Here is a 22617-nt window from a genome sequence, read left to right as displayed (position 1 = left end):
TAAGGTGGCTAATAGTTAATGGATAGTAAATAAATAGAGAAGGCGGTATCGTGATGAACCATGAAGTGAAGAAGATCATCATAGCGGGCGGAGGGATCGGCGGCTTGTCCGCAGCGATTTCTCTCGGGAGAGCGGGTTTTGAAGTGACCCTTTGCGAGGCGGCGTCCGATATGCGAAAAAGCGGAGCGGGCATTCTCCAGCCTCAAAATGCGCTGCGGGTGCTGAGGGAAATCGGTGTGTATGAAGAATGCTGCCAACACGGCTTTCAAACGGAATGGCTGAAGCAGCATGATGAAAACGGAGTGCTGCTGTTTAAAGTAAGTGAGGCGTTTTTAGATGATTCATTGCCTGGGAGGAATAATATACTTCGGCAAACCTTAAATGATGTCCTCAGAAAGCATGCTGAAGCGGCGGGGGTTACGATTCTGCTCGGTAAAAAAGTCGTATCTTACGAAGAAACAGCAGATGAAATAACGGTGCATTTCGCAGAAGGAACCGCGCTGACGGCTGACATTCTCGCCGGTTTTGACGGCATCCGCTCTGCTGTCCGCGATCAAATGCTGCAAAGAAAAGTGAAAACGGAGTATCTCGGCATGGGGGCGCACAGATTTTACATCTCTTTTCCCGAGCCGATATTTCATGATTCAACACTGATGTATAAAAAAGGGCAGACACAGGTCGGGGTCGTGCCGCTGTCCGAAAAAACAGGATACGTATTTATCATCCGGCCGTATGACGCTGACTTCAGGGATGATGAGGACACACGTTTTGAACGGGTGAAAGACTTGCTGCGCGGAATTCCGGGAGTGAAGTTTGTGACAGATCATATGTCAAAGGAATATCCCGTTTTGTTTCATAAGGTTGAGCAGATGGCGGTCAAAGAACCGTGGCACAGAGGCCGCGTTGTTCTGGGCGGGGATGCCGTCCATGCAGGAGCGCCGACATTGGCGCAGGGAGCGGCGATGGCGATCGAAGACGCGATCGTGCTTAGTGAAGAACTGCAAAAACACGAAAACTATGAAACTGCATGTCAGGCATACTTCGAACGACGGGCGGAGCGGGCTTTACGGGTGCAGAATCTCTCATCTGAAATCGTCCGCCGCGAGATAAAGGGAACGCCCGGCGTCCAAGACATCATCGGTGAATGCTATCGATTGCTCAAAGAGCCTTATTAAATAAAGAAAGTCCAGAACATGGCGTCTGGACTTTTGTCAGTCTTGTTCAGATTTATTCCGTATCCGTTCAATCACCTCATGCAGCCCCTCAGGCTTGTGAAACTCCACCGGCGAACTGCCTTTTTCAAACGAGATCGTCTCCGCCTCAATGAGCGCGACATAGCGCCCGTTTATTTTTGCGAGATGGATGGTTTCGCCGAAATCGGCCAGCAATCCTTTAATCTCTGTTTCTCCGACTTTCATTTTCAGCTCGGCTTCCGGCGTATGTTCAATGATCTGGGCAGATGCCTCGATGACTTGATGGGTGTCGAGGCGCTCCTGAATTTCCCGCTTTTCACTCGCTTCCCAAATTTCAATGTCGTGCTCAAACTGCTGAAGCTCTTCGCTGTTTTCTTCAAAAGTTTCATACACGTGCTCCTGCACCATGTTCATGACTTGGTTTTTCATGATTTCCGGCATCGATTCGCCGTATTCGACAAATTTGAGAAAGTCCTCAAAATAACGGGCATGCGAGGCTTGGTGGATTTTTAGCTCGTGCTCTTCCGTCATGCCTTCTTCCGGCATATACGGATATTGAATGCTTTTCATGTTTTTTGTCGTGATGGCCATTTCGACTTTTTTAATGAGAGATGAGGCGTCTGAGATCCGGGCGACTTTCGGCTCGAAATCGCATTTCATCATAAAGACGAACTTGTCCTCAAAATATTTACGCGGCACGGCCGATGCCACGATAAAAACACCGCCGCGAACGGCGCTCGTGTCCAGATAAGTGCGGACGAACTGCTCGCTTGCTTCGATAAATGCGTCCTTCGTATCCGCAAGTCTGGCGCGGTTGAAAAGGTTGTAATTCGGATTTGAATCAAGCTCATGGCCCGGCTCCGTGATAAAATGGCCGATTTTTGTGGGGACTTGCTCGGATTGCGGATGCCGTTCGGCTTTCCGTTTGACGATTTTCTTCAATTCCCCGTCCAGGAAATCCTTCAGCTCGCTTTCTTCAAATTCTTCCGTATCAAGCGTCTGGAAATGTTTGAACTGTTTGTTTGCCTGTTCGTCTTTTCCTTCCACTTGAATGACATAAAACGATAAAAACTTGATTTCAAAATCCATATATGAACTCACCTTATTTCTGTATTTGACAAGCCTCTCCAGTATAGAAAAAACCGTTAATGATCGTCAATGAGGATTGCCCGCTCTGGCGGATAATCGGCGGGTGAAAAGGGCACTGTAGTTGGAAGAAACGCATTCCGTTTAAGAAAGGGTGTTATTCATGAAGGAAACAAGTCCGATTCCGCAGCCAAAGACGTTCGGCCCGCTCGGAAATCTTCCTTTGCTTGATAAAGACAAGCCCACCATATCGCTTCTCAAACTGGCAAATGAGCAGGGGCCAATTTTTCAGTTGCATACGCCGGCGGGCACGATTATCGTCGTGTCCGGCCATGAACTGGTGAAAGAGGTGTGTGATGAAGAACGGTTCGATAAAAGCATTGAAGGGGCTTTGGAGAAAGTCCGCGCGTTTGCCGGTGACGGGCTGTTTACAAGCTGGACGCATGAGCCTAACTGGCGAAAGGCGCATCATATTCTGATGCCGACCTTCAGCCAGCGCGCGATGAAAGATTATCATGCGATGATGACGGATATCGCAGTGCAGCTGATTCAAAAATGGGCAAGGCTGAACCCGGATGAGGCCGTTGATGTGCCTGCCGATATGACCCGGCTGACGCTCGATACGATCGGGCTGTGCGGTTTTAACTATCGGTTTAACAGCTATTACAGGGAAACGCCTCATCCGTTTATCAACAGCATGGTGCGCGCCCTTGATGAAGCGATGCACCAAATGCAGCGCCTTGATGTTCAGGATAAGCTCATGATCAGAACGAAGCGCCAATTTCATCATGACATTCAGGCGATGTTTTCGTTAGTAGACAGTATTATCGCAGAGCGTAAGTCAGACGGCGGCCGGGATGAAAAGGATCTGCTGGCCAGAATGCTGAATGTGGAAGACCCGGAAACAGGCGACAAACTTGACGATGAAAATATCCGGTTTCAAATCATCACGTTTTTAATTGCCGGCCATGAAACGACAAGCGGCCTGCTTTCTTTTGCCATCTACTTTCTGCTGAAGCATCCCCGTGTTTTGGAAAAAGCCTATGAGGAAGCCGATCGGGTATTGACCGATCCCGTTCCTTCATATAAACAAGTGCTGGATCTTACTTATATCCGGATGATTTTGCAGGAGTCATTGCGCTTATGGCCGACCGCGCCTGCGTTCAGTCTTTATGCGAAAGAGGATACGGTGATTGGCGGGAAATATCCGATCACGGCAAAAGACAGAATTTCCGTCTTAATTCCTCAGCTTCACCGTGATAAAAAGGCGTGGGGAGACAATGCGGAGGAATTTTATCCGGAGCGGTTTGAAGATCCGGATCAAGTGCCCCACCATGCGTACAAGCCGTTCGGAAACGGTCAGAGGGCGTGTATCGGTATGCAGTTCGCCCTGCACGAAGCAACTCTTGTTCTGGGTATGATTCTTCAGCATTTTACCTTTACAGACCACACCGATTATGAGCTCGATATTAAACAAACATTAACGCTCAAGCCCGGCGATTTTCATATTCGGGTGCGGCCGCGAAACAAAGAAGCCGTTTCAGCTGCTCTCCCGGCGGCTGAAAAAGCGGGGGAAGGCGTCAAAAAAGAAAAAGAGGAGACAAAAGGCGCTTCCATTATCGGACTTGATAACCGTCCGCTTCTGATTCTGTACGGCTCAGATACGGGAACTGCAGAAGGCGTGGCGCGGGAGCTTGCCGATACTGCCGGAATGCACGGCGTCCGGACTGAAACGGCGCCTTTAAATGACCGGATCGGAAAACTGCCGAAAGAAGGAGCGCTCTTGATCATTACATCCTCTTATAACGGAAAGCCTCCGAGCAACGCGGGGCAATTCGTGCAATGGCTTGAAGAAGTCAAACCCGGGGAACTGAAAGGCGTCCGATATGCCGTCTTCGGCTGCGGTGACCATAACTGGGCGGCGACATATCAGGCCGTTCCGAGACTGATTGATGAAAAGCTTGCCGAAAAAGGGGCGGAACGATTTTCCTCCCGAGGCGAAGGGGACGTCAGCGGCGATTTTGAAGGAAAGCTTGATGAATGGAAAAAAAGCATGTGGGCGGACGCCATGAAAGCGTTCGATCTCAAGCTGAATGAAAATGCCGAAAAAGAGCGGAGTACGCTGGGCCTTCAATTTGTGAGCGGGCTTGGCGGCTCCCCTTTGGCACAGACGTATGAAGCGGTTTACGCATCCGTTGCGGTAAACAGGGAGCTTCAGGCGCCGGAAAGCGGCCGAAGCACAAGGCATATTGAAATCATTCTGCCGAAAGAGGCTGCTTACAATGAGGGGGATCATCTCGGCGTGCTGCCTGTAAACAGCAAAGAGCAGGTCGGCCGTGTTCTCCGCCGGTATAATCTGAACGGGAACGACCAAGTGCTGCTGACGGCCAGCGGACAGAGCGCGGCTCATCTCCCGCTCGATCGGCCGGTCAGGCTGCACGATCTTCTGAGCAGCTGTGTCGAATTGCAGGAAGCAGCATCAAGGGCGCAAATCCGGGAAATGGCCGCTTATACGGTCTGCCCGCCGCACAAACGGGAATTGGAAGATTTACTCGGAGAGGGCGTCTATCAGGAGCAAATCTTAACATTGCGCGTCTCAATGCTCGATCTCCTTGAAAAATATGAAGCGTGTGAACTGCCGTTTGAGCGATTTCTGGAGCTTTTGCGTCCGCTGAAGCCGCGTTATTATTCGATTTCCAGCTCACCGCGGAAACATCCCGGACAGGCTTCAATTACCGTCGGCGTCGTTCGCGGCCCCGCCCGGAGCGGTTTGGGGGAGTATCGCGGAGTCGCTTCGAATTATTTGGCGGAACGCAGACCTGATGATGGTATCGTGATGTTTGTCCGCACTCCGGAAACAAGATTCCGGCTGCCCGAAGACCCGGAAAAACCGATTATTATGGTCGGTCCCGGCACAGGAGTCGCCCCCTTCCGCGGATTTCTGCAGGCACGCGCGGCGTTAAAAGAAGAAGGGAAAGAGCTGGGGGAAGCTCATCTGTATTTCGGATGCAGAAACGATCATGATTTTATTTACCGTGATGAGCTTGAAGGTTATGAAAAAGACGGAGTCGTGACGCTTCATACGGCGTTTTCACGCAAAGAAGGCGTGCCGAAAACGTATGTGCAGCACGTCATGACGGAGGATGCCGAAGCTTTAATTTCGATCCTTGACCAGGGAGGGCATCTATACGTATGCGGCGACGGAAGCAAAATGGCGCCTGATGTAGAGGCAGCACTGCAAAAAGCGTATCAGTCGGTTCACGAAACAGATGCACGGCAAGCACAAGAATGGCTTTTGGATCTCCAAACAAAAGGCATTTACGCAAAAGATGTCTGGGCCGGCATTTAACCGCTTTGATGAAAAGGACTGGATGACTCCAGTCCTTTTTTGCATCGGCGGAAAAAAATATTCAAGTTTTTCAATCCCTTTGCATACAATAACTTCAGCCCGCCTGTCGGGCGGCTGCCTTTGATATTCATTTTTCGTTTTTAAGTAGTTTGTGTTATTCTTATATTTGGTATCTCCTAGTTTCAGACTGGGTCTGAAACGGTGCCTTTTAATGCCAGAAAAAAATGTGAAACGAAGAACGGATATCCTGCGTCTAATGGCTGGCGGGATAAGATGTTCAATGGGCATGACACGAATGATAAATATATCGTTTATTAAAATGGTGTGTTTATGGGGCTGTGTGATGCTTTCGTTTTGCTCGGAAAGCAGGAATTGAAGCAAAAAGTAAGAATACAGATTTAAAGTGTTTAGGAAAGTAGAGGTTGCCATGAAGAAATTATTTTCTTACAGACTTAGTTTTTTTGTACTGGCTATTATTTTGTTTTGGGCCAAAACGTATTTAGCCTATCATGCTGAATTCAACCTTGGGGTGAAGGGGCCGACGCAGCAGTTTCTGCTAGTGATCAATCCGTTCTCAAGCGCCATTTTCTTTTTAGGACTGGCATTGTTTGCGAAAGGCCGCAAATCAGCGATTATCATGGTGATTATTGATTTCATCATGACGTTTATTTTGTATGCAAATATCCTATTCTATCGATTCTTCGATGATTTCTTGACATTCCCTAACTTAAAGCAATCCGGTAATGTCGGAAATATGGGAGACGGCATCTTCAGCATTATGTCCGGCCATGATATTTTGTACTTTGTTGACATTATTATTTTAATCGCACTTCTGGTGTGGAGACGTGAGCTGAAGGAATTCAAGCTGAAAAAACGGTATACGTCTTTAATTATCGTGACGGGTATTGTTTTGTTCTTTGTTAACTTGGCGATTGCCGAAGAGGACCGCCCGGAGCTGCTGACAAGAACGTTTGACCGCAATTACATTGTAAAATACTTAGGTCTTTATAATTACACGATTTATGACGGCGTGCAGACGGCGCAGACGGAAACGCAGCGGGCATATGCAAGCAGCGATGACCTGACGAGCGTTGAGAACTACACATCGTCGCATTATGCGAAGCCGAACGCCGAGTATTTCGGCAAGGCCAAAGGCAAAAACATCATTAAGATTCACTTGGAAAGTTTCCAATCGTTTTTAATCAACTACAAACTTGACGGAAAAGAAGTCACGCCGTTCCTGAATAAACTCGCCCGCGGCGGTGAGGACATGACGTACTTTGATAACTTTTTCCACCAAACAGGCCAAGGTAAAACATCTGACGCCGAGCTGATGATGGATAACAGCCTGTTCGGACTGCCTGAAGGGTCAGCCTTCGTGACAAAAGGGGAAAACACGTATCAATCGCTTCCTGCCATCCTTGACCAAAGTGAAGGCTATACAAGCGCCGTTTTACACGGTGACTACAAATCATTCTGGAACCGTGACCAGATTTACAAACATATCGGCTATGACAAATTCTTTGACGCCAGCACATACGATATGTCTGATGACAACCTTGTCAATATGGGACTGAAGGATAAACCGTTCTTCAAAGAATCCATTCCGAAGCTTAAATCGCTGAAACAGCCGTTCTATGCGCATTTGCTCACGCTGACGAACCATTATCCGTTTACGCTTGATGAAAAAGATGCAACGATTGAAAAAGCGAAAACAGGTGATGCGACTGTAGATGACTATTTCCAGACGGCTCGTTATCTCGACGAAGCGCTTGAACAGTTCTTTAAAGATCTGAAGTCATCCGGTTTATATGACAACTCGGTGATTATGATTTACGGAGACCATTACGGAATCTCTGAAAACCATAACCGCGCGATGAAAGAAATTCTCGGCAAAGAAATTACGCCTTATCAAAACGCGCAGAACCAGCGTGTGCCGCTTATGCTTCACATCCCCGGCAAAAAAGGCGGAGTGAACCATACATTCGGCGGTGAAATGGACGTTGTGCCGACGATCCTTCACTTGGAAGGCATTGATTCTAAGAAATATATTAATTTCGGAACCGATCTCTTCTCGAAAGACCATGATGATACGGTGACGTTCCGTAACGGAGACTACGTCACGCCGAAATATACTTCTATCTCCAATGTCGTATACGATACGAAGACAGGAAAAGAACTGAAAGGCAATCAGGAAACGAAAAATCTGAAAGCCAGAGTCACAGAGCAGCTGAAGCTGTCTGACAGCGTGATGTACAAAGACCTGCTCAGATTCCACAAATTGAGCGACTTTACGCCGGTTGATCCGTCTAAATATCATTACGGCAAAGAAAAGCTTAATGAGGATAATAAATAATAGAAAGAGCCTTACGGAATTTCCGTGAGGCTCTTTTTTTGTGTGTATCTTCACCAATCTGAAAAAAGAGAGAGCTTTCGATCACAAAGGGCGCCAATCTCTCATATCTTACAGTAGATTTTGAAACCGGTGATAGAGAATCGGACAAATTATCCGGTTGGGTTTCTCTTATACGGGCGGTTTCGAATCCAATATTCACAGAGAAGAGGGGTAGAGATGAAAGCAGTCATTCTCTGCGGCGGAAAAGGAACGAGAATGAGCGAAATCACCAATGAACGTCCCAAACCGCTCGCCATGATAGGCGAAAAACCGATTCTATGGCATATTATGAAACTCTATCAATACTATGGCGTGAACGAATTTATCCTGCTTCTTGGTTTCAAAGGAGAGATGATTAAGGAATATTTCTTAGATTATGACTGGAAGAATCATAGTATGACGCTCGACAGCTCTACCGGAGAAGTGCGGATATTGGGAAAATCCGAGCCGTGGAAAATCACTTTTTTAGACACGGGGGAACACACGCAGACAGCGGGGCGGCTTTTACAGGCAAAGGACATCATCGGTGATGAAACCTTTCTCATGACATACGGAGACGGACTGGCCAACATCAACCTGTTTCACCTGATCAGCTATCATCAATCAAAAGGGGCTGCGGCAACCGTCACCGGTATTGAAAAGACCTCGCAATTCGGGACGCTGACAGTCGAAGACGGCATGGCGAAAAGCTTTTCTGAAAAAACCTCGAGTGACGGCATCATCAACGGCGGATTCTTCGTGCTCAGCCCGAAGGTATTCGATTATCTGCCGAAAGACAGCGATGTCATGTTTGAAGAAGAACCGCTGAAGGAGCTGGCGAAGGACGGCGAATTGGCGGTATATCGGCATTACGGTTTCTGGACGGCGATCGATACGTATAAAAACCTGCTGGAAATCAACAAGATGTGGGACAGGGGACAACATGTATGGAAGGTATGGTGATCAAGTTTGAGTTTCTGGAAAAATAAAAATGTGTTTGTGACGGGATGTACAGGTCTTTTAGGAAGCTGCTTGGTAAAGGAACTGATCGATCAGGGGGCCAATGTGACGGGACTTGTCCGTGACACTGTGCCCAAATCTAATCTGTATCAGGGAGAGCAAGTGAAGCAAATGAATATCGTGCAGGGCGCTCTTGAAGATCTGGATGTGATTGAGCGGGCGCTGGGCGAATATGAAATCGACACGGTCTTTCATTTAGCAGCACAGGCGATCGTCGGCGTCGCAAACCGCAATCCGATTTCCACATTTGAAGCCAATATTCTCGGCACATGGAACATCCTTGAAGCGTGCCGCCGGCATCCGCTCATCAAGCGGGTGATCGTCGCCTCCAGTGATAAAGCGTACGGCGACCAGCCGGCACTGCCGTACGATGAAAACATGCCTCTTCAGGGCAAACATCCGTATGATGTGTCAAAAAGCTGTGCCGATCTGATAAGCCACACATATTTTAATACGTACGGCCTTCCGGTTTGTATTACGCGCTGCGGCAACTTGTACGGCGGCGGGGATTTGAATTTCAACCGGATTATCCCGCAGACGATTCAGCTCGTGCTGAACGGTGAAGCGCCGGAAATCCGCAGCGACGGCACATTTATCCGTGATTATTTTTACATTGAGGATGCGGTCGAGGCGTACCTTTTGCTGGCGGAAAAGATGGAGGAGCTCAATCTTGCGGGAGAAGCGTTCAACTTCAGCAATGAGATTCAGCTGACGGTGCTGGAACTTGTAGAAAAAATTCTTAAGGCTATGGACAGTGACTTGAAGCCGAAAGTGCTCAACCAGGGGAGCCACGAAATTAAGCATCAATATTTGTCGGCGGAAAAGGCGAGAAAGCTTCTGAACTGGACACCCGCGCATACCATTGATGAAGGGTTGGAAAAAACGATCGAATGGTATAAAGCCTTTTTTCAAAAGTAACAGAAACAGAGGTGATAAAGACGTGACAAGCGCATATTGCACAGTTTTATCAAAAGGAAGGCTGTATCAGGCCATCGCTTTATTCGGCTCATTGAAAGAGGTTCAGGCTGACGCCCCCATTTTTACTTTGTGTATGGATCAAGACACCTATGACGTGCTTCAGGCAATGCAGCCGGATAATGTCACCCTGATTCCGGTGTCTGAACTGGAAAATGAGGAGCTCCTTGAACTGAAGCGGACGAGAGATCAGAGCGAATACTGCTGGACGGTGAAGCCGGTATTTCTCGAATTCGTGCTGGACGGACATCCGGACTTAGAGCGTGTCACGTACATTGATGCCGATTTGTTTTTTTTCGCTGATCCGCGCCCGATTTTTGAAAATCAGCCGGATTGTTCGGTGCTTCTGTCACGGGGCGATATCGTCATCCCCTCATTTGAAAAACAGGAAATTGACATGCTGCAGCGCCTTTTAGGCCGGTATAACTCCGGTTTTCTCAGCTTCAAAAACGACCGGGCCGGCACAGATTGTCTCAGATGGTGGAAAGAACGCTGTCTTGAAGAATGCAAAAATGCGCCGGGTGAAGGAAAATTCGGAGATCAGGGCTACTTGGATTACATGTCTGATCTATTCCCGAATGTGTGTGACATTACAACGCCCGGTGTGAATATCGGCCATTGGAATTACGGCCGGCACACATTTTCATGGAAGGACGGGCGTCTTGTGCTCGAAGACGAAAGTCCGCTGATTTTCTATCATTTCAGCGGATACCGGATCATCACAGCCGGCGACATTCGGCAGATTCACGAGAAGACCCGGACCGACCTGCCGTTTGTCCATCAGCTTTACAAAGACATTCTGAAGCAGGTGATCGGGACGGTCAGCGCCGTCTGTCCGGAGTTCAGCGGCTTTGCATCTGAGGACGATAACAAATAAATGATTATATACAGGAAGTGAACAAAAGTGAAGGCAAGCGTCATTGTTCCCGCATATAATTCCAGGGAGCGGCTTTATAACAGTCTGCTGTCCCTGAATGAACAGGAATGCACAGAGCCGTTCGAAGTGATTGTGGCTGACAACGGTTCGGAAGACGGAACCTTATCCATGCTCGAATCATTCAGCGCGAATTTTCCGCTGATTTTTGTGAGAATTAAAGAAAACAGAGGGATCGCTTACGGCCGGAATCAGGCGGTCCGCAATGCCAGAGGCGATATTTTGATTTTTCATGACAGTGACATGCTTGCCGAAAAGGATTTGGTGGCGAAGCATATCAAGGCTCATGAGAACCGGGACGATCTTGTCGTATGCGGTATGTTCTGGAAGCGGCTGTACAGCTTTTATTATGACCGTTTTGAAAAAGAGCATAAGGAAAAGCTCGCCGAACTGTATGAAGAGCTGCCGGGCGATAAAGAGCCGCTTCTTGATGAAAGTGCCATCAGAGACGGAAGCTTTCTCGACCGATGCTTTGACTTAGATACCGATTTTATACGTGTGCTGAAAAGCATTTTGGAAAAATACGGAGACGGCTTGAAAGGCTACCGTCTGCCGTGGCGTTTTTTCATTACGAACAATTCATCTGTCAAACGGCAGCACGTGGCAGATCTCGGTCTGTTTGATGAAGGCATTGTCAGATACGGTTTTGAAGATTATGATCTCGGCATCAGGCTTCACCAGTCGGGCTTGTCGTTTCAGCTGCGGCGCGATATCATGAGCGTCCATCAGGAGCATCCGAGCAACTGTGCTTCCGTTGATGACATCAGGGCGAATATCGCGTACATGTGCGACAAGTACAATGACATTCATTCGCTTGACGTGCACCTCGCGTTTAACGGCCCGTTTGATGCGGAGTTAACCAACAGCATTATGGCAGACATCGAAGTGCTGCTTGATTATGAGAAATATGAAAGCCTGCTGTACATCTTTCTTGAGCTGATGCACGCGGTTAAAGACCGCAACCTCGATCCGGACTGGAGGACGAAAAGCCCGCGTATCACGGCGAACAGCTTTCATCTGCCGGAGGCCCAAAAGCTTTTGTCAAAAGCGGAAAAAAAGCTGGGCGTTACGCACTTTGCAAGAGCGTTCAAAGCGCTGTTTGCTGATTTACTGCATGTGGATTTTAAATAAATTGGATGTGATATGGTGAGTAAATATCATTTTTCAACCATTGTTTCAAGAACGCATATCTTTAAACTGATGCCGATGATTCATTCTCTCCATGAGCATTGCCGTGATTTTCATCTGTATGTGCTGTGTGTCGACAAGAAGGCGTATGAACTGCTTCAGCAGGTGCCGTGGGAGCATGTCACGGCGGTTCAGCTCCATGAAATGGAGGACCCGGAGCTGCTTGAAGCAAAGGGCGGGCGGACGTTTCATGAATATTGCTGGACGCTGAAGCCGGCATTTCTGTTCCATGTGATGACGGAGTATGATGAAGCCGAATATTTTGCCCATTTGGACACCGATCTCTTTTTCTTCTCAGATGCGGGCGAGCTGTTTGCGGAAAAGCCGGATGCTTCTCTTTTCCTGACGGATCACCGCAATTCAGAACGGTTTGCGTCTTATTACAAGCTGACCGGGCAGTACAACACCGGGTTTGTCGGCGCGCGGAATACTGAGGAAGCGTATCGGGCGGTCTGGCAGTGGAGACAGGATTGCATCTCCTATTGTACGGTGGAGATGAATGAAGAAAAAAAGACATACGGTGACCAAAGGTATGTTGAAAAATGGCCCGCGCAGTTTGAGAACGTTCATGTCACGGAGTCGATCGGCGCGAATGCCGCGCTGTGGAATATTGAGCAATACGAAGTCAGCCTGCGTGACGGGGCTGTATATGTCAATGACACCCCGCTGATTTTTTATCATTTTTCAGGCTTTACGCTCGTCACGGAGAACGAATTCAATCTGTGCTGGTACTATCACATTGATGACGAGGCGACAGTCAATATGATTTACGTGCCGTACATCAAAAACATAAAAAAATGGATTGATGGAATTCAAAAGGCGTTTCCTGATTTCAGAGACGGGTTTATTCCGAAATATGCGGTTCCTGACACTCATTTTTATACGGTTGAAACATAAAATCCCTGCCGAAAAGGCAGGGATTTTTTTATGAATGCCATTCTTTTAATGTTTTGTCGCTCGGCAGGACAAACGCGAGCAGTCCTAAAACGGGCAGAAAGGCGACGGCTGTCATGGTCGGCGTCAATCCCGCGGAATCAATGAGGGCGCCGAGTGCAACGGCTCCGATCGCGCCCATTCCGAAGGCGAGCCCGACCGTAAGCCCTGACATCGTGCCGATTTTACCCGGAACGAGCTCCTGCGCGTAGACAACGGTCACAGAGAAGCTGGACATCAGGACAACGCCGATCAGCGCCAGTACGCCATAGGCGATGACAGGTCCCGCAAACGGAAGGAAAATCGTCAAGGGAGCCGATGCCATCATTGATACGATAATGACGTTCCGCTTTCCGAAACGGTCTGCCAGCGGCCCGCCGAGAAACGTTCCGACAGCCCCGAAGAATAAAAAGACGAAGATGTAGCTCTGTGCCTGCTGAATGCTGACATGATAGGCATTCATCGCATAGAACGTATAAAAGTTGCCGATCGCGCTCACATACCAGGAACGCGCGAAAATCAGGAAGATAATCATGATAAGGGCAAGAATAATCGGCTTTGTAATCACAGTCTCCACAGCGGCAGCCGGTGATTTTTTACTTGCGGCACGCAAATGAATAAGGCGGCCTTTATACCATTTGGCGATATAAATGAGAAACAGCACAGCGATTGCGGCGACAAGCGTAAACCAGACAGAGCCGAATTGACCGAGCGGAACGAGAATCAGCGCGGTAATCAGGGGCGCCATCGCCTGACCGGTGTTTCCGCCGACTTGGTAAATCGATTGCGCCAAGCCGCGCTTTTCGCCGGCGGCCATGTAAGCGACACGCGATCCTTCAGGGTGAAAAACGGCGGAGCCAAGGCCGATAAAAAATACACAGCATAAAATCGTCAGAAAAGACGGGGCGAACGCGAGACCTAAAATGCCGAGCATGCTTGCGGTGAGTCCGAGCGGCAGGGCATACGGCATCGGGCGTTTATCCGTATACCAGCCGATGACGGGCTGCATCACGGAAGACACCATATTCAGCGTAAAGGCGATCATTCCGAGCTGTGTAAAGGTAAGGCTCATGGAACGTTCCAAAATAGGAAACATCGCCGGAATCACCGCTTGCAGTGAATCGTTCAGCAAATGACAAATCCCGATAATCAATAAAATGGAATACATGGTTGTATCGGGACGATGGACAGGTTTTTCTTTCATCGGTGCGGCAATTGCCAAAGTGATTCTCCTCCTTTTATGTAAGCAAAGCATACACCATATTATTCATAAGGTGAATGAATGATCAAGAGCAAAAAAGGCTCTTCTTTCTCAAATCGAAAAAAGAGCCTCCCTTTTTATTTGTTTAACAAACTGTGTTTTCTCGAATAAACCATATAAACGACGATCCCGGCGGCGATCCAGATGACAAAGGAAAGCCATGTCACGCCGGGCAGGCTGCTTGCGAGATAGAGGCAGAAGCATGCGCTGATGATCGGCACAAAAGGAACGAAAGGAACACGGAAGGAAGATTTGATCTCCGGATGTTTCTTTCTTAAAACGATGACGGCGATCGCGATGACCGTAAAGGCCGCCAAGGTTCCCATATTGACGAGATGGGCTAATGTTCCCAAATCAATCAAACCGGCGAGCCCGGCGGCAACGATCCCCGTCACCCAGGTGTTTTGAAACGGTGTTTTAAAACGCGGGTGCACCTTGGAAAATACGCGGGGCAAAAGACCGTCTCTGCTCATCGCAAATGTGAGACGCACCTGAGCGTACAGCAGAGCAAGCATGACTGTTGTAATCCCGATAATCGCGCCGACGGAAATAATGCCCGCGATTTTGTTCTGGCCGACAAACTGCAGCGCAAATGATACCGGATCTCCGACATTTAATTTAGTGTACGAAAGCATTCCCGTCAGAACGAGCGATACGGTAATGTAAAGAATGGTGCAGATGGCGAGCGCGCCGATAATCCCGATCGGCATTGATTTCTGCGGGTTCTTCACTTCTTCCGATGCGTTGGACACAGCATCAAATCCGAGATACGCGAAGAAAACGGTCGCGGCGCTCGTGATGACGCCTTTCATTCCGAACGGCATAAACGGCGACCAGTTTTCCGGTTTCACGTAGCCGAATCCGACGATGATAAACAGCAAAATGATGGCAATTTTCATCAAAACAATGACATTATTAAAGCGGGTGCTTTCTTTCACGCCTCTTGAAACAATCGCGGTAATCATCAAAATAATAATAACGGCCGGCAGATTGAGCACGGCGCCCGCTTTGCTTCCGGGTGCGGCGGTCAGCCCCTCCGGAAGATGCAGCCCGAAGCCCGCAAGAAGCGACTGGAAATACGATGACCAGCCGGTTGCGACGGCGGCGATCGCAATGACATATTCAAGCATTAAGTCCCATCCGATCAAAAACGCGAGACATTCTCCGAGAGTGACATAGGAGTAAGTATATACGCTGCCTGAAATCGGAATGGTTGAAGAAAATTCCGCATAACAAAACGCTGCGAGCGCGCAGGCAAGACCCGCGAGCACAAACGACAGAATCAAAGCCGGCCCTGCCCCTGTTGCGGCCACGGTCCCGGTAATTACAAAAATCCCCGTGCCGACAACACAGCCAATTCCGAGTAAAACCAAGTCAAAAGCGCTTAACGAGCGGGCCAGACCGGCCTGTTTGCTCTGGGCCTTTAAGTCGGCGATCGGCTTTTTCCGAAATAATAAAGACATATGGGTCCTCCTGAAAATTCATAATATTCATATCATTATATACACTGACGTTTGTATTATATTGTCGAAATTTCGCACAGTCAATTAAAGAATTTTCCACTTTAAAAGGAAAAAGCTCAAAAGCGTCGATGTGCGGAAGGAACAGTAATTTTATTGTGAAATAGTTCAATTTTCTTACGTTAAGACCGATACAAAAAATGACTCATCAACTATTTTCAAGTTTCGGTGAAAGGGAGATGTTTACATGTTTCAATATGAAGAACTAAATAAGCAGTTTATCGGCGGCCGATGGAGGGATGGGAGCAGCCGGAACGTATTGGAAAACAGGAATCCTTATACTCAGAAAGTCATCACCTCATTCCGAAAAGCGACGCCTGATGACGTAGATGCGGCGTATCGCGCCGCGGCTCTTGCGAAACAAGAATGGGACAAAGTCAATCCTTTTAAAAAGCGGGCCATTTTGGAAAAAGCCGTATCTTTCATCGAAGAGCACGAAGAAGCGATCATTTACTTAATCATGGAGGAGCTTGGCGGAACAAGGCTGAAGGCTGAGTTTGAAATCGGACTTGTCAAAAATATGATAAAAGAAGCCGCAACATTTCCGGTGCGGATGGAAGGGAAAATTCTCCCGTCCACGATTGACGGAAAAGAAAACAGGCTGTACAGAATACCGGCCGGCGTCGTCGGGGTCATCAGCCCGTTTAACTTCCCGTTTTTCCTTTCGGTGAAATCAGTTGCGCCGGCACTCGGAGCTGGCAACGGCGTTGTGCTGAAGCCTCATGAAGAAACACCGATCTGCGGCGGAACACTGATTGCGAAGATTTTTGAAGCGGCCGGCGTACCGGACGGGCTGCTGAATGTCATCGTGACGGATATCGGGGAGATCGGCGACAGTTTTGTTGAGCATCCCGTGCCGCGGATTATCTCATTTACGGGTTCAACCGGAGTGGGCAGCTATATCGGACAGCTTGCGATCAAACACTTTAAAAAACCGCTGTTGGAGCTTGGCGGAAACAGCGCGCTGATCGTGCTTGAGGACGCTGATCTCGAATACGCCGTCAATGCGGGTGTATTCAGCCGGTTTACGCATCAAGGCCAGATCTGCATGTCGGCGAACCGGGTGCTCGTACACACATCTGTATATGACAAATTCACAGAGCTTTACGAAGCGAAAGTGTCATCGCTGAAAGTCGGCGATCCGATGGACCCTGACACGGTGATCGGGCCTTTAATCAATGAGAGGCAGGCGGAAGGTCTGAGACGGTCTGTCGAAAAAGCGATAGAAGAGGGAGCGGTTCCGGTGCTGTCCGGCCGATTCAGCGGAACGGTCGCTGAGCCCGTCATTTTAAAAGATGTGAAACCTGAGATGAGCATCGCGAAGGAGGAGCTGTTCGGTCCGGCCGTCTGCATCATGCCGTTTGAAACGGAGGATGAAGCGGTAAGCATCGCAAACGCGACACCGTTCGGTTTAAGCGGAGCCGTGCATACGGCAAACGTTGAGCGCGGCGTTGAGTTTGCTAAGCGGATCGAAACCGGCATGATTCACGTCAACGATACGACTATTAATGATGAACCGAATGTCGCGTTCGGCGGCGAGAAGCAATCAGGTCTCGGCAGGCTGAACGGCGAATGGAGCCTGGAAGAATTCACTACGCTGAAATGGATTTCGGTTCAGCATGAAAAACGGCAATTCCCATATTAAGAAGGAGTGAAAGAAATGAGTATACAGACGGAACAGCAAACGCACAGCCTGCTTGACGCTTTTGTCAAAGTTGCGCCTTTTTTAAACAGCCTGATCCAAGATGACATCACCATCGGGATTTATGATACAGAAAAATTAATCGTGAATATTCCGGCTAAAACGTTTTCTCTTAATGTAAAGCCGGGAGACCCGCTCCAAAAAGGAGACATCATTACAGACGCAATCCGTTTGAATCAGAAAAAGACAAGCATGGTGCCGAAAGAGCTGTTCGGATTTCCGCTGATCGCCAGAGCGATCCCGCTTCACGATGAAAACGGAAAAGTCATCGGCGGCGTCGGTCTCGGCACGAGCCTTGAAAAATCAGCCAAGCTTCATGATGTCGCTGAAAGCCTGTCCGCCGTCGTGGAACAGACTGCTTCAGCCATCGCGGATATTTCAGAATCCATCAGCGGCTTTTCATCACAGATGTCCGGGATTTCCGTTCAGGCGAAACAAGTCAGTGAAAGCGCGGGAGAAATCGCCGACATTTCCGTCACTGTCAAGGGCATTTCAGATCAAAGCAATCTGCTCGGTTTGAATGCGGCCATTGAAGCCGCGAGAGCGGGAGAATCCGGAAAGGGCTTTTCCGTGGTGGCGGACGAGATCCGCAAGCTTGCCACTCATTCAAAAGACAACGTCGGACAAATTGACCAGATTACGAAAAAAATCCACAGCCTGCTGAAAGGGCTGGAGGACTCTATTGAATCCATCAACCAGAACACAGACGGCCAAGCGGCGGCGGTTGAACAAATTTCTGCCACGATGCAGGAGATTTCAGGAAGCGCCCAGCATTTAGCGAAAATGGCTGAAAATGTGCTCGGAGATTCATAAAAAAGGGGAGCTTATGGGCTCCTTTTTTGTTTTCTCTCCATTATTCGGAAACTGCATTTCATACGTTTGATCCGCTATGCTCAGGGGTACACATACCAATACATCACCAATGATAAAGGAGAGTTTTGTATGTCTGATGCAAATCTGCACAACCCGCTGACGAAATATGATCATGATGAATTTCCAAAACAATATCAAGAACCGCCCGGTTTGCAGAAAGAGATGAAGCCTGTGCCGGACTGCGGCGAAACAAGCTATAAAGGAGCCGGCAAGCTGAAGGGAAGAAAAGCCCTCGTCACCGGCGGCGATTCGGGGATCGGCCGGGCCGCCGCGATTGCTTATGCCCGGGAAGGGGCGGATGTGGCGATTAACTATCTGCCTGAGGAACAGCCGGATGCTGAAGAAGTGAAAGCGTTAATTGAAAAAGAGGGAAGAAAAGCCGTTCTGCTGCCGGGAGATTTAAGCGATGAAGCGTTTTGCGGAGAATTGGCGGAAAAAGCGTATCAAGAGCTTGGCGGTCTTGACACGCTCGCTCTTGTCGCCGGCAAACAGCAGGCAGTGGATGATATCAGCGATCTTGCCACAGAACAAATCTATCAAACATTCGAAGTCAACGTGTTCTCGCTGTATTGGCTCGTCAAAGCCGCGCTTCCGTATCTGCCGGAAGGTGCGTCTATTATCACGACAACTTCTGTCGAAGGGTACAATCCAAGTCCGATGCTGTTGGATTATGCCGCGACGAAACATGCCATTATCGGCTTTACCGTCGGCTTAGGAAAGCAGCTGGCGAATAAAGGAATCAGAGTCAACTCTGTAGCGCCGGGGCCGATCTGGACGCCGCTTCAGATTTCCGGAGGACAGCCCGGTGAAAACATTCCGAAATTCGGCAAGGAAACACCGGCCGTGCCATTACAGCGTGCCGGCCAGCCCGCGGAGCTTGCAGGGATTTATGTCTTTTTGGCCTCAGAAGAATCGAGCTATGTGACATCCCAGATCTACAGTGTCAGCGGAGGTATTCCGACGGCGTAATGAATAAGGAGCTGCCCTCTTACAGGGGGCAGCTCTTTTTTTGATGTTATGTGCCGAGCACGTTTTGATTATACAGTACGCTCGGATGTGACGGGTGATAGGAGGCGGCTTTGTCGTTATGAATCTTCGCTTTTTCTCTGTCGCCGAGCTGCCAGTGGCAGACGCAGAGCTGCAGATGAGGATACCAGGTGGAATATTCGAGCTGGGTAAAGCCTGAATCGCTGTATGTGGCGGATAGGGCGAGCTCATACCAAAACACGCCCTGCCGGTATTGCCGTTTCTCCGCAAAATAGTCGCCAAGCCTGCAGCAGAACTCCGGCCGCGGACAATCAATCAAAAATGATTTTAAGAGCGACGTCATGGCGGCCTCTTCATGGCCGACCGCCCTGTAGCAATCGAATAGATATTGGCACGTTCTGATCTCGTCTTCGATCCAGCACTGTTTAGTGGAAAGAAAATGGTGATAATACGTAATGGCGCGCTGATACTGGCCGTGATCCTTTAATTCATTCGCGAAATAAAATAAATCGCGCGGTGTCATCGTTTCACTGTTTTCCGCCATTTTCTCGTAAATCCTCAGGTTGCGGTCTGAGGGAGGCGAGTGCTTTTTCTCGGATTTGCGGTGTGTGACGGCGATATCGGTTTCTATGATGTTTCCGTATACTTCCAGATATTCATGCACGGCTCCGATCCAGCGGAACCCTTTTTCCCGCTTGACGAGACGGTTGCGGCGGTATCTGAAGCTGACCTCTCCCCGATCATCAAAGCCGACGTGATAATACATGGATACCGCGTCCACCTCTTTTGAAAGCGACGCCTTCAGTTCAATCAGTTTTTCACGATCCTTTTCCGTCAGCATATCGTCGGCGTCCAGCCACAGAATATATTCCATTTCCGCTTTCGAAAACGCAAAATTACGGGCGGCCGCAAAGTGATCGATCCATTCAAAATCATAAATCTTATCCGTATAACGGGCCGCGATTTCTTTCGTCCGGTCGGTCGACCCCGTATCAGCAATCACAATTTCATCCGCAATGTCTTTGACGGAATCAAGACAGCCCGCAAGCACTTCCTCTTCATTTTTCACGATAACGCATAAACTGATGCTGATCATGTCATCACCTCTTCACCTCCAGTGTATAAAAGGAGAGGCGGAAACATTCTTCGGACAAAATGATCGCTTCCAAGAAATTTGTCTGCCCTTTTACTAGTTTTATTCCAGCGCCTGATTTAAAATGAACACATGAACTTACGTGAGGATTGATAGGAACCATGAGCATCATAAAAGCGGAAAACCTTTATAAAACATACGGAGAAAAGACATTATTCGACCATATCTCCTTTCATATTGAAGAGAATGAAAGAATCGGTTTAATCGGCCCGAACGGAACGGGGAAGTCCACGCTTCTGAAAACCATTGCCGGCCTCGAATCAACGGAGGAAGGCGAGATGACGGCTTCAGGAAACGTGCATATTGAGTTTTTGCATCAGGACCCTGAGCTTCCTGCCGGACAAACCGTCCTTGAGCATATTTATTCCGGCGACTCAGCCGTCATGAGAACGATGCGGGAGTACGAAAAAGCGCTTCAGGAGCTGAATGAAGAGCCGGAAAATGAACAGCGCCAAAAGCACCTGCTTGATGCGCAGGCGAGAATGGACGCGAATGACGCGTGGGAGGCGAATACATTAGCCAAAACGGTTTTAACCAAACTCGGTGTCACCGACTTGATGAAGGATGTCAGCGAGCTGTCCGGCGGCCAGAAAAAGCGCGTCGCGATTGCGAAAAACGTCATCCAGCCGGCGGACCTGCTTATTTTGGATGAACCGACAAACCATTTGGACAATGAAACGATTGAATGGCTGGAAGGCTACTTATCGCAATATCCGGGTGCCGTCATGCTTGTCACGCACGACAGGTATTTTCTGAACAGGGTGACGAACAGAATTTACGAGCTTGAGAGAGGCAGCCTTTATACGTATAAGGGAAACTATGAAGTATTCCTGGAAAAACGGGCCGAACGGGAGGCGCTGGCAGAGCAGAAAGAAACGAAACGTCAAAACCTCCTGCGCCGCGAATTGGCGTGGCTCAGAAGAGGAGCGAAAGCACGCTCGACGAAACAAAAAGCGAGAGTGGACAGAGCGGAGGCGCTCAAGGAGCAAAAAGGGCCGGCAGTCTCAGGATCGCTCGATTTCGCGATCGGGTCCCACCGTCTCGGAAAACAGGTGATAGAAGCGGAAAACGTCACCCTCACCTACGACGGCCAAGCGCTGATCAGCCAATTTAACGAGCTTGTCATCCCGGGTGAAAGAATCGGCATCATCGGGCCGAACGGAATCGGGAAAACGACACTTTTAAACAGCCTCGCCGGCAGAATTCAGCCAGACAGCGGCAATATTACCATCGGGCAGACGGTCAGGATCGGGTACTACACCCAGGACCACAGCGAAATGAACGGCGATATGAAAGTCATTGACTATATAAAAGAGACGGCTGAAATCGTCAAGACGGCGGAAGGTGATGTCATCACCGCGGAACAAATGCTTGAGCGCTTTCTGTTCCCGCGCCCGATGCAGCAGACATATATCAGAAAGCTGTCAGGCGGGGAAAAGCGCCGTCTGTACTTGCTGAATGTACTGATGCAGGAGCCGAATGTGCTGTTTTTAGATGAGCCGACCAATGATCTGGACACAGAAACATTAAGCGTGCTCGAAGATTATATCGAACAGTTTCCGGGCGTCGTCATTACCGTATCCCATGACCGCTATTTCCTTGACCGTGTCGTGGACCGCCTGATCGTATTTGAAGGACAAGGCGTCATTTCGCGTTTCCAAGGTTCGTACAGTGAATACATGGAATACGCAAAAGCGAAGAAGACTGCGGTAAAACAGCCGGCCGAAGAGAAAAAGGCGGAAGAAGAGCCGAAGAAAAAGCGCAAAAAGCTTTCATACAAGGATCAGATCGAATGGGACGGCATCGAAGACAAAATTGCCGGCCTTGAAGAAAAGCATCAGCGTTTGGAAGCGGAAATCGCTGAAGCGGGAAGTGATTTCGGAAAGATTCAAGAACTGATGGCCGAACAGGCAAAAACGGCTGAAGAGCTTGAAGCGGCGATGGAGCGCTGGACCGAATTGTCACTGATGATTGAAGAACTTGAGAATTAAGAAAAGCCGGTACGGCCCCCGAGAAAATGGCGGGTCATACCGGCTTTTTTTGTCATGAGCAGATGTTCATTATGCGGT

At 48.9% G+C, this 22617-nt stretch carries 15 protein-coding genes and 1 pseudogene; 12 read left to right on the top strand and 4 right to left on the bottom strand.

The genetic code is table 11. The annotated features are described in order from the left end of the window. Positions 1–53: 53 nt before the first annotated feature. Positions 54–1175 (top strand): FAD-dependent oxidoreductase, encoded by a 1122-nt coding sequence (locus ACXN9U_RS10920; RefSeq protein WP_489202492.1) that lies wholly within the window; start codon positions 54–56, stop codon positions 1173–1175. Between the two features lie 36 nt (positions 1176–1211). Here the strand turns inward: ACXN9U_RS10920 and ACXN9U_RS10915 are convergent, their stop codons facing one another. Beyond that, positions 1212–2282 carry a DUF3900 domain-containing protein gene (locus ACXN9U_RS10915; RefSeq protein WP_045927125.1) on the bottom strand — a complete coding sequence of 357 codons (1071 nt, stop codon included), beginning with the start codon at positions 2280–2282 and terminating at the stop codon, positions 1212–1214. 160 nt (positions 2283–2442) lie between these two features. Here ACXN9U_RS10915 and ACXN9U_RS10910 point away from each other — a divergent pair, with 160 nt between their 5' ends. The 7 genes and pseudogenes from ACXN9U_RS10910 (at position 2443) to ACXN9U_RS10880 (ending at position 13016) form a co-directional block, all read left to right on the top strand. Further along, the gene (locus tag ACXN9U_RS10910) at positions 2443–5628 is read left to right on the top strand and encodes a bifunctional cytochrome P450/NADPH--P450 reductase (protein ID WP_489201638.1); all 3186 of its coding nucleotides are present in this window, start codon (positions 2443–2445) and stop codon (positions 5626–5628) included. A gap of 427 nt (positions 5629–6055) precedes the next feature. Beyond that, on the top strand, positions 6056–7984 hold the full coding sequence (ltaS, locus tag ACXN9U_RS10905; protein ID WP_016936959.1) for a lipoteichoic acid synthase: 1929 nt from the start codon (positions 6056–6058) through the stop codon (positions 7982–7984). Between the two features lie 216 nt (positions 7985–8200). Further along, entirely contained in the window at positions 8201–8965 is a 765-nt protein-coding gene (locus ACXN9U_RS10900; RefSeq protein ID WP_060963367.1) for a glucose-1-phosphate cytidylyltransferase, read from the top strand. Positions 8966–8971: 6 nt separating this feature from the next. Next, positions 8972–9940, top strand: a complete 969-nt coding sequence (locus tag ACXN9U_RS10895; RefSeq protein WP_045927122.1) for a GDP-mannose 4,6-dehydratase — start codon at positions 8972–8974, stop codon at positions 9938–9940. Between the two features lie 22 nt (positions 9941–9962). Beyond that, positions 9963–10874, top strand: coding sequence for a putative nucleotide-diphospho-sugar transferase (locus tag ACXN9U_RS10890; protein WP_489201637.1), 912 nt, complete (start codon positions 9963–9965; stop codon positions 10872–10874). Positions 10875–10901: 27 nt separating this feature from the next. Further along, positions 10902–12081 (top strand): annotated as a pseudogene (locus tag ACXN9U_RS10885) (glycosyltransferase). Then, on the top strand, positions 12078–13016 hold the full coding sequence (locus ACXN9U_RS10880; RefSeq protein WP_060963363.1) for a putative nucleotide-diphospho-sugar transferase: 939 nt from the start codon (positions 12078–12080) through the stop codon (positions 13014–13016). Before ACXN9U_RS10885 ends, ACXN9U_RS10880 begins: the two are co-directional and overlap by 4 nt. A gap of 28 nt (positions 13017–13044) precedes the next feature. Here ACXN9U_RS10880 and ACXN9U_RS10875 read toward each other — a convergent pair whose 3' ends face one another. Continuing rightward, entirely contained in the window at positions 13045–14274 is a 1230-nt protein-coding gene (locus tag ACXN9U_RS10875; protein ID WP_016936965.1) for an MFS transporter, read from the bottom strand. 116 nt (positions 14275–14390) lie between these two features. Next, entirely contained in the window at positions 14391–15776 is a 1386-nt protein-coding gene (gene bcaP, locus ACXN9U_RS10870) for a branched-chain amino acid transporter BcaP (protein ID WP_060963362.1), read from the bottom strand. Positions 15777–16020: 244 nt separating this feature from the next. Between bcaP and yfmT the strand changes: the two genes are divergently transcribed. The 3 genes from yfmT to ACXN9U_RS10855 all read left to right on the top strand — a co-directional run bounded on the left by yfmT (position 16021) and on the right by ACXN9U_RS10855 (position 19377). Further along, on the top strand, positions 16021–17478 hold the full coding sequence (yfmT, locus tag ACXN9U_RS10865) for a benzaldehyde dehydrogenase (RefSeq protein WP_060963361.1): 1458 nt from the start codon (positions 16021–16023) through the stop codon (positions 17476–17478). 15 nt (positions 17479–17493) lie between these two features. Continuing rightward, entirely contained in the window at positions 17494–18348 is an 855-nt protein-coding gene (locus ACXN9U_RS10860) for a methyl-accepting chemotaxis protein (RefSeq protein ID WP_060963360.1), read from the top strand. Between the two features lie 129 nt (positions 18349–18477). Next, positions 18478–19377 (top strand): SDR family oxidoreductase, encoded by a 900-nt coding sequence (locus ACXN9U_RS10855; protein ID WP_032858503.1) that lies wholly within the window; start codon positions 18478–18480, stop codon positions 19375–19377. Between the two features lie 46 nt (positions 19378–19423). Here ACXN9U_RS10855 and ACXN9U_RS10850 read toward each other — a convergent pair whose 3' ends face one another. Then, entirely contained in the window at positions 19424–20491 is a 1068-nt protein-coding gene (locus ACXN9U_RS10850; protein ID WP_060963359.1) for a tetratricopeptide repeat-containing glycosyltransferase family 2 protein, read from the bottom strand. Between the two features lie 158 nt (positions 20492–20649). Here ACXN9U_RS10850 and ACXN9U_RS10845 point away from each other — a divergent pair, with 158 nt between their 5' ends. Further along, on the top strand, positions 20650–22539 hold the full coding sequence (locus ACXN9U_RS10845) for an ABC-F family ATP-binding cassette domain-containing protein (protein ID WP_489201636.1): 1890 nt from the start codon (positions 20650–20652) through the stop codon (positions 22537–22539). Positions 22540–22617 lie beyond the last annotated feature (78 nt).

The organism is Bacillus sp. BACIII (assembly GCF_057836745.1).
This window is presented reverse-complemented; position numbering and strand designations above follow the sequence as displayed.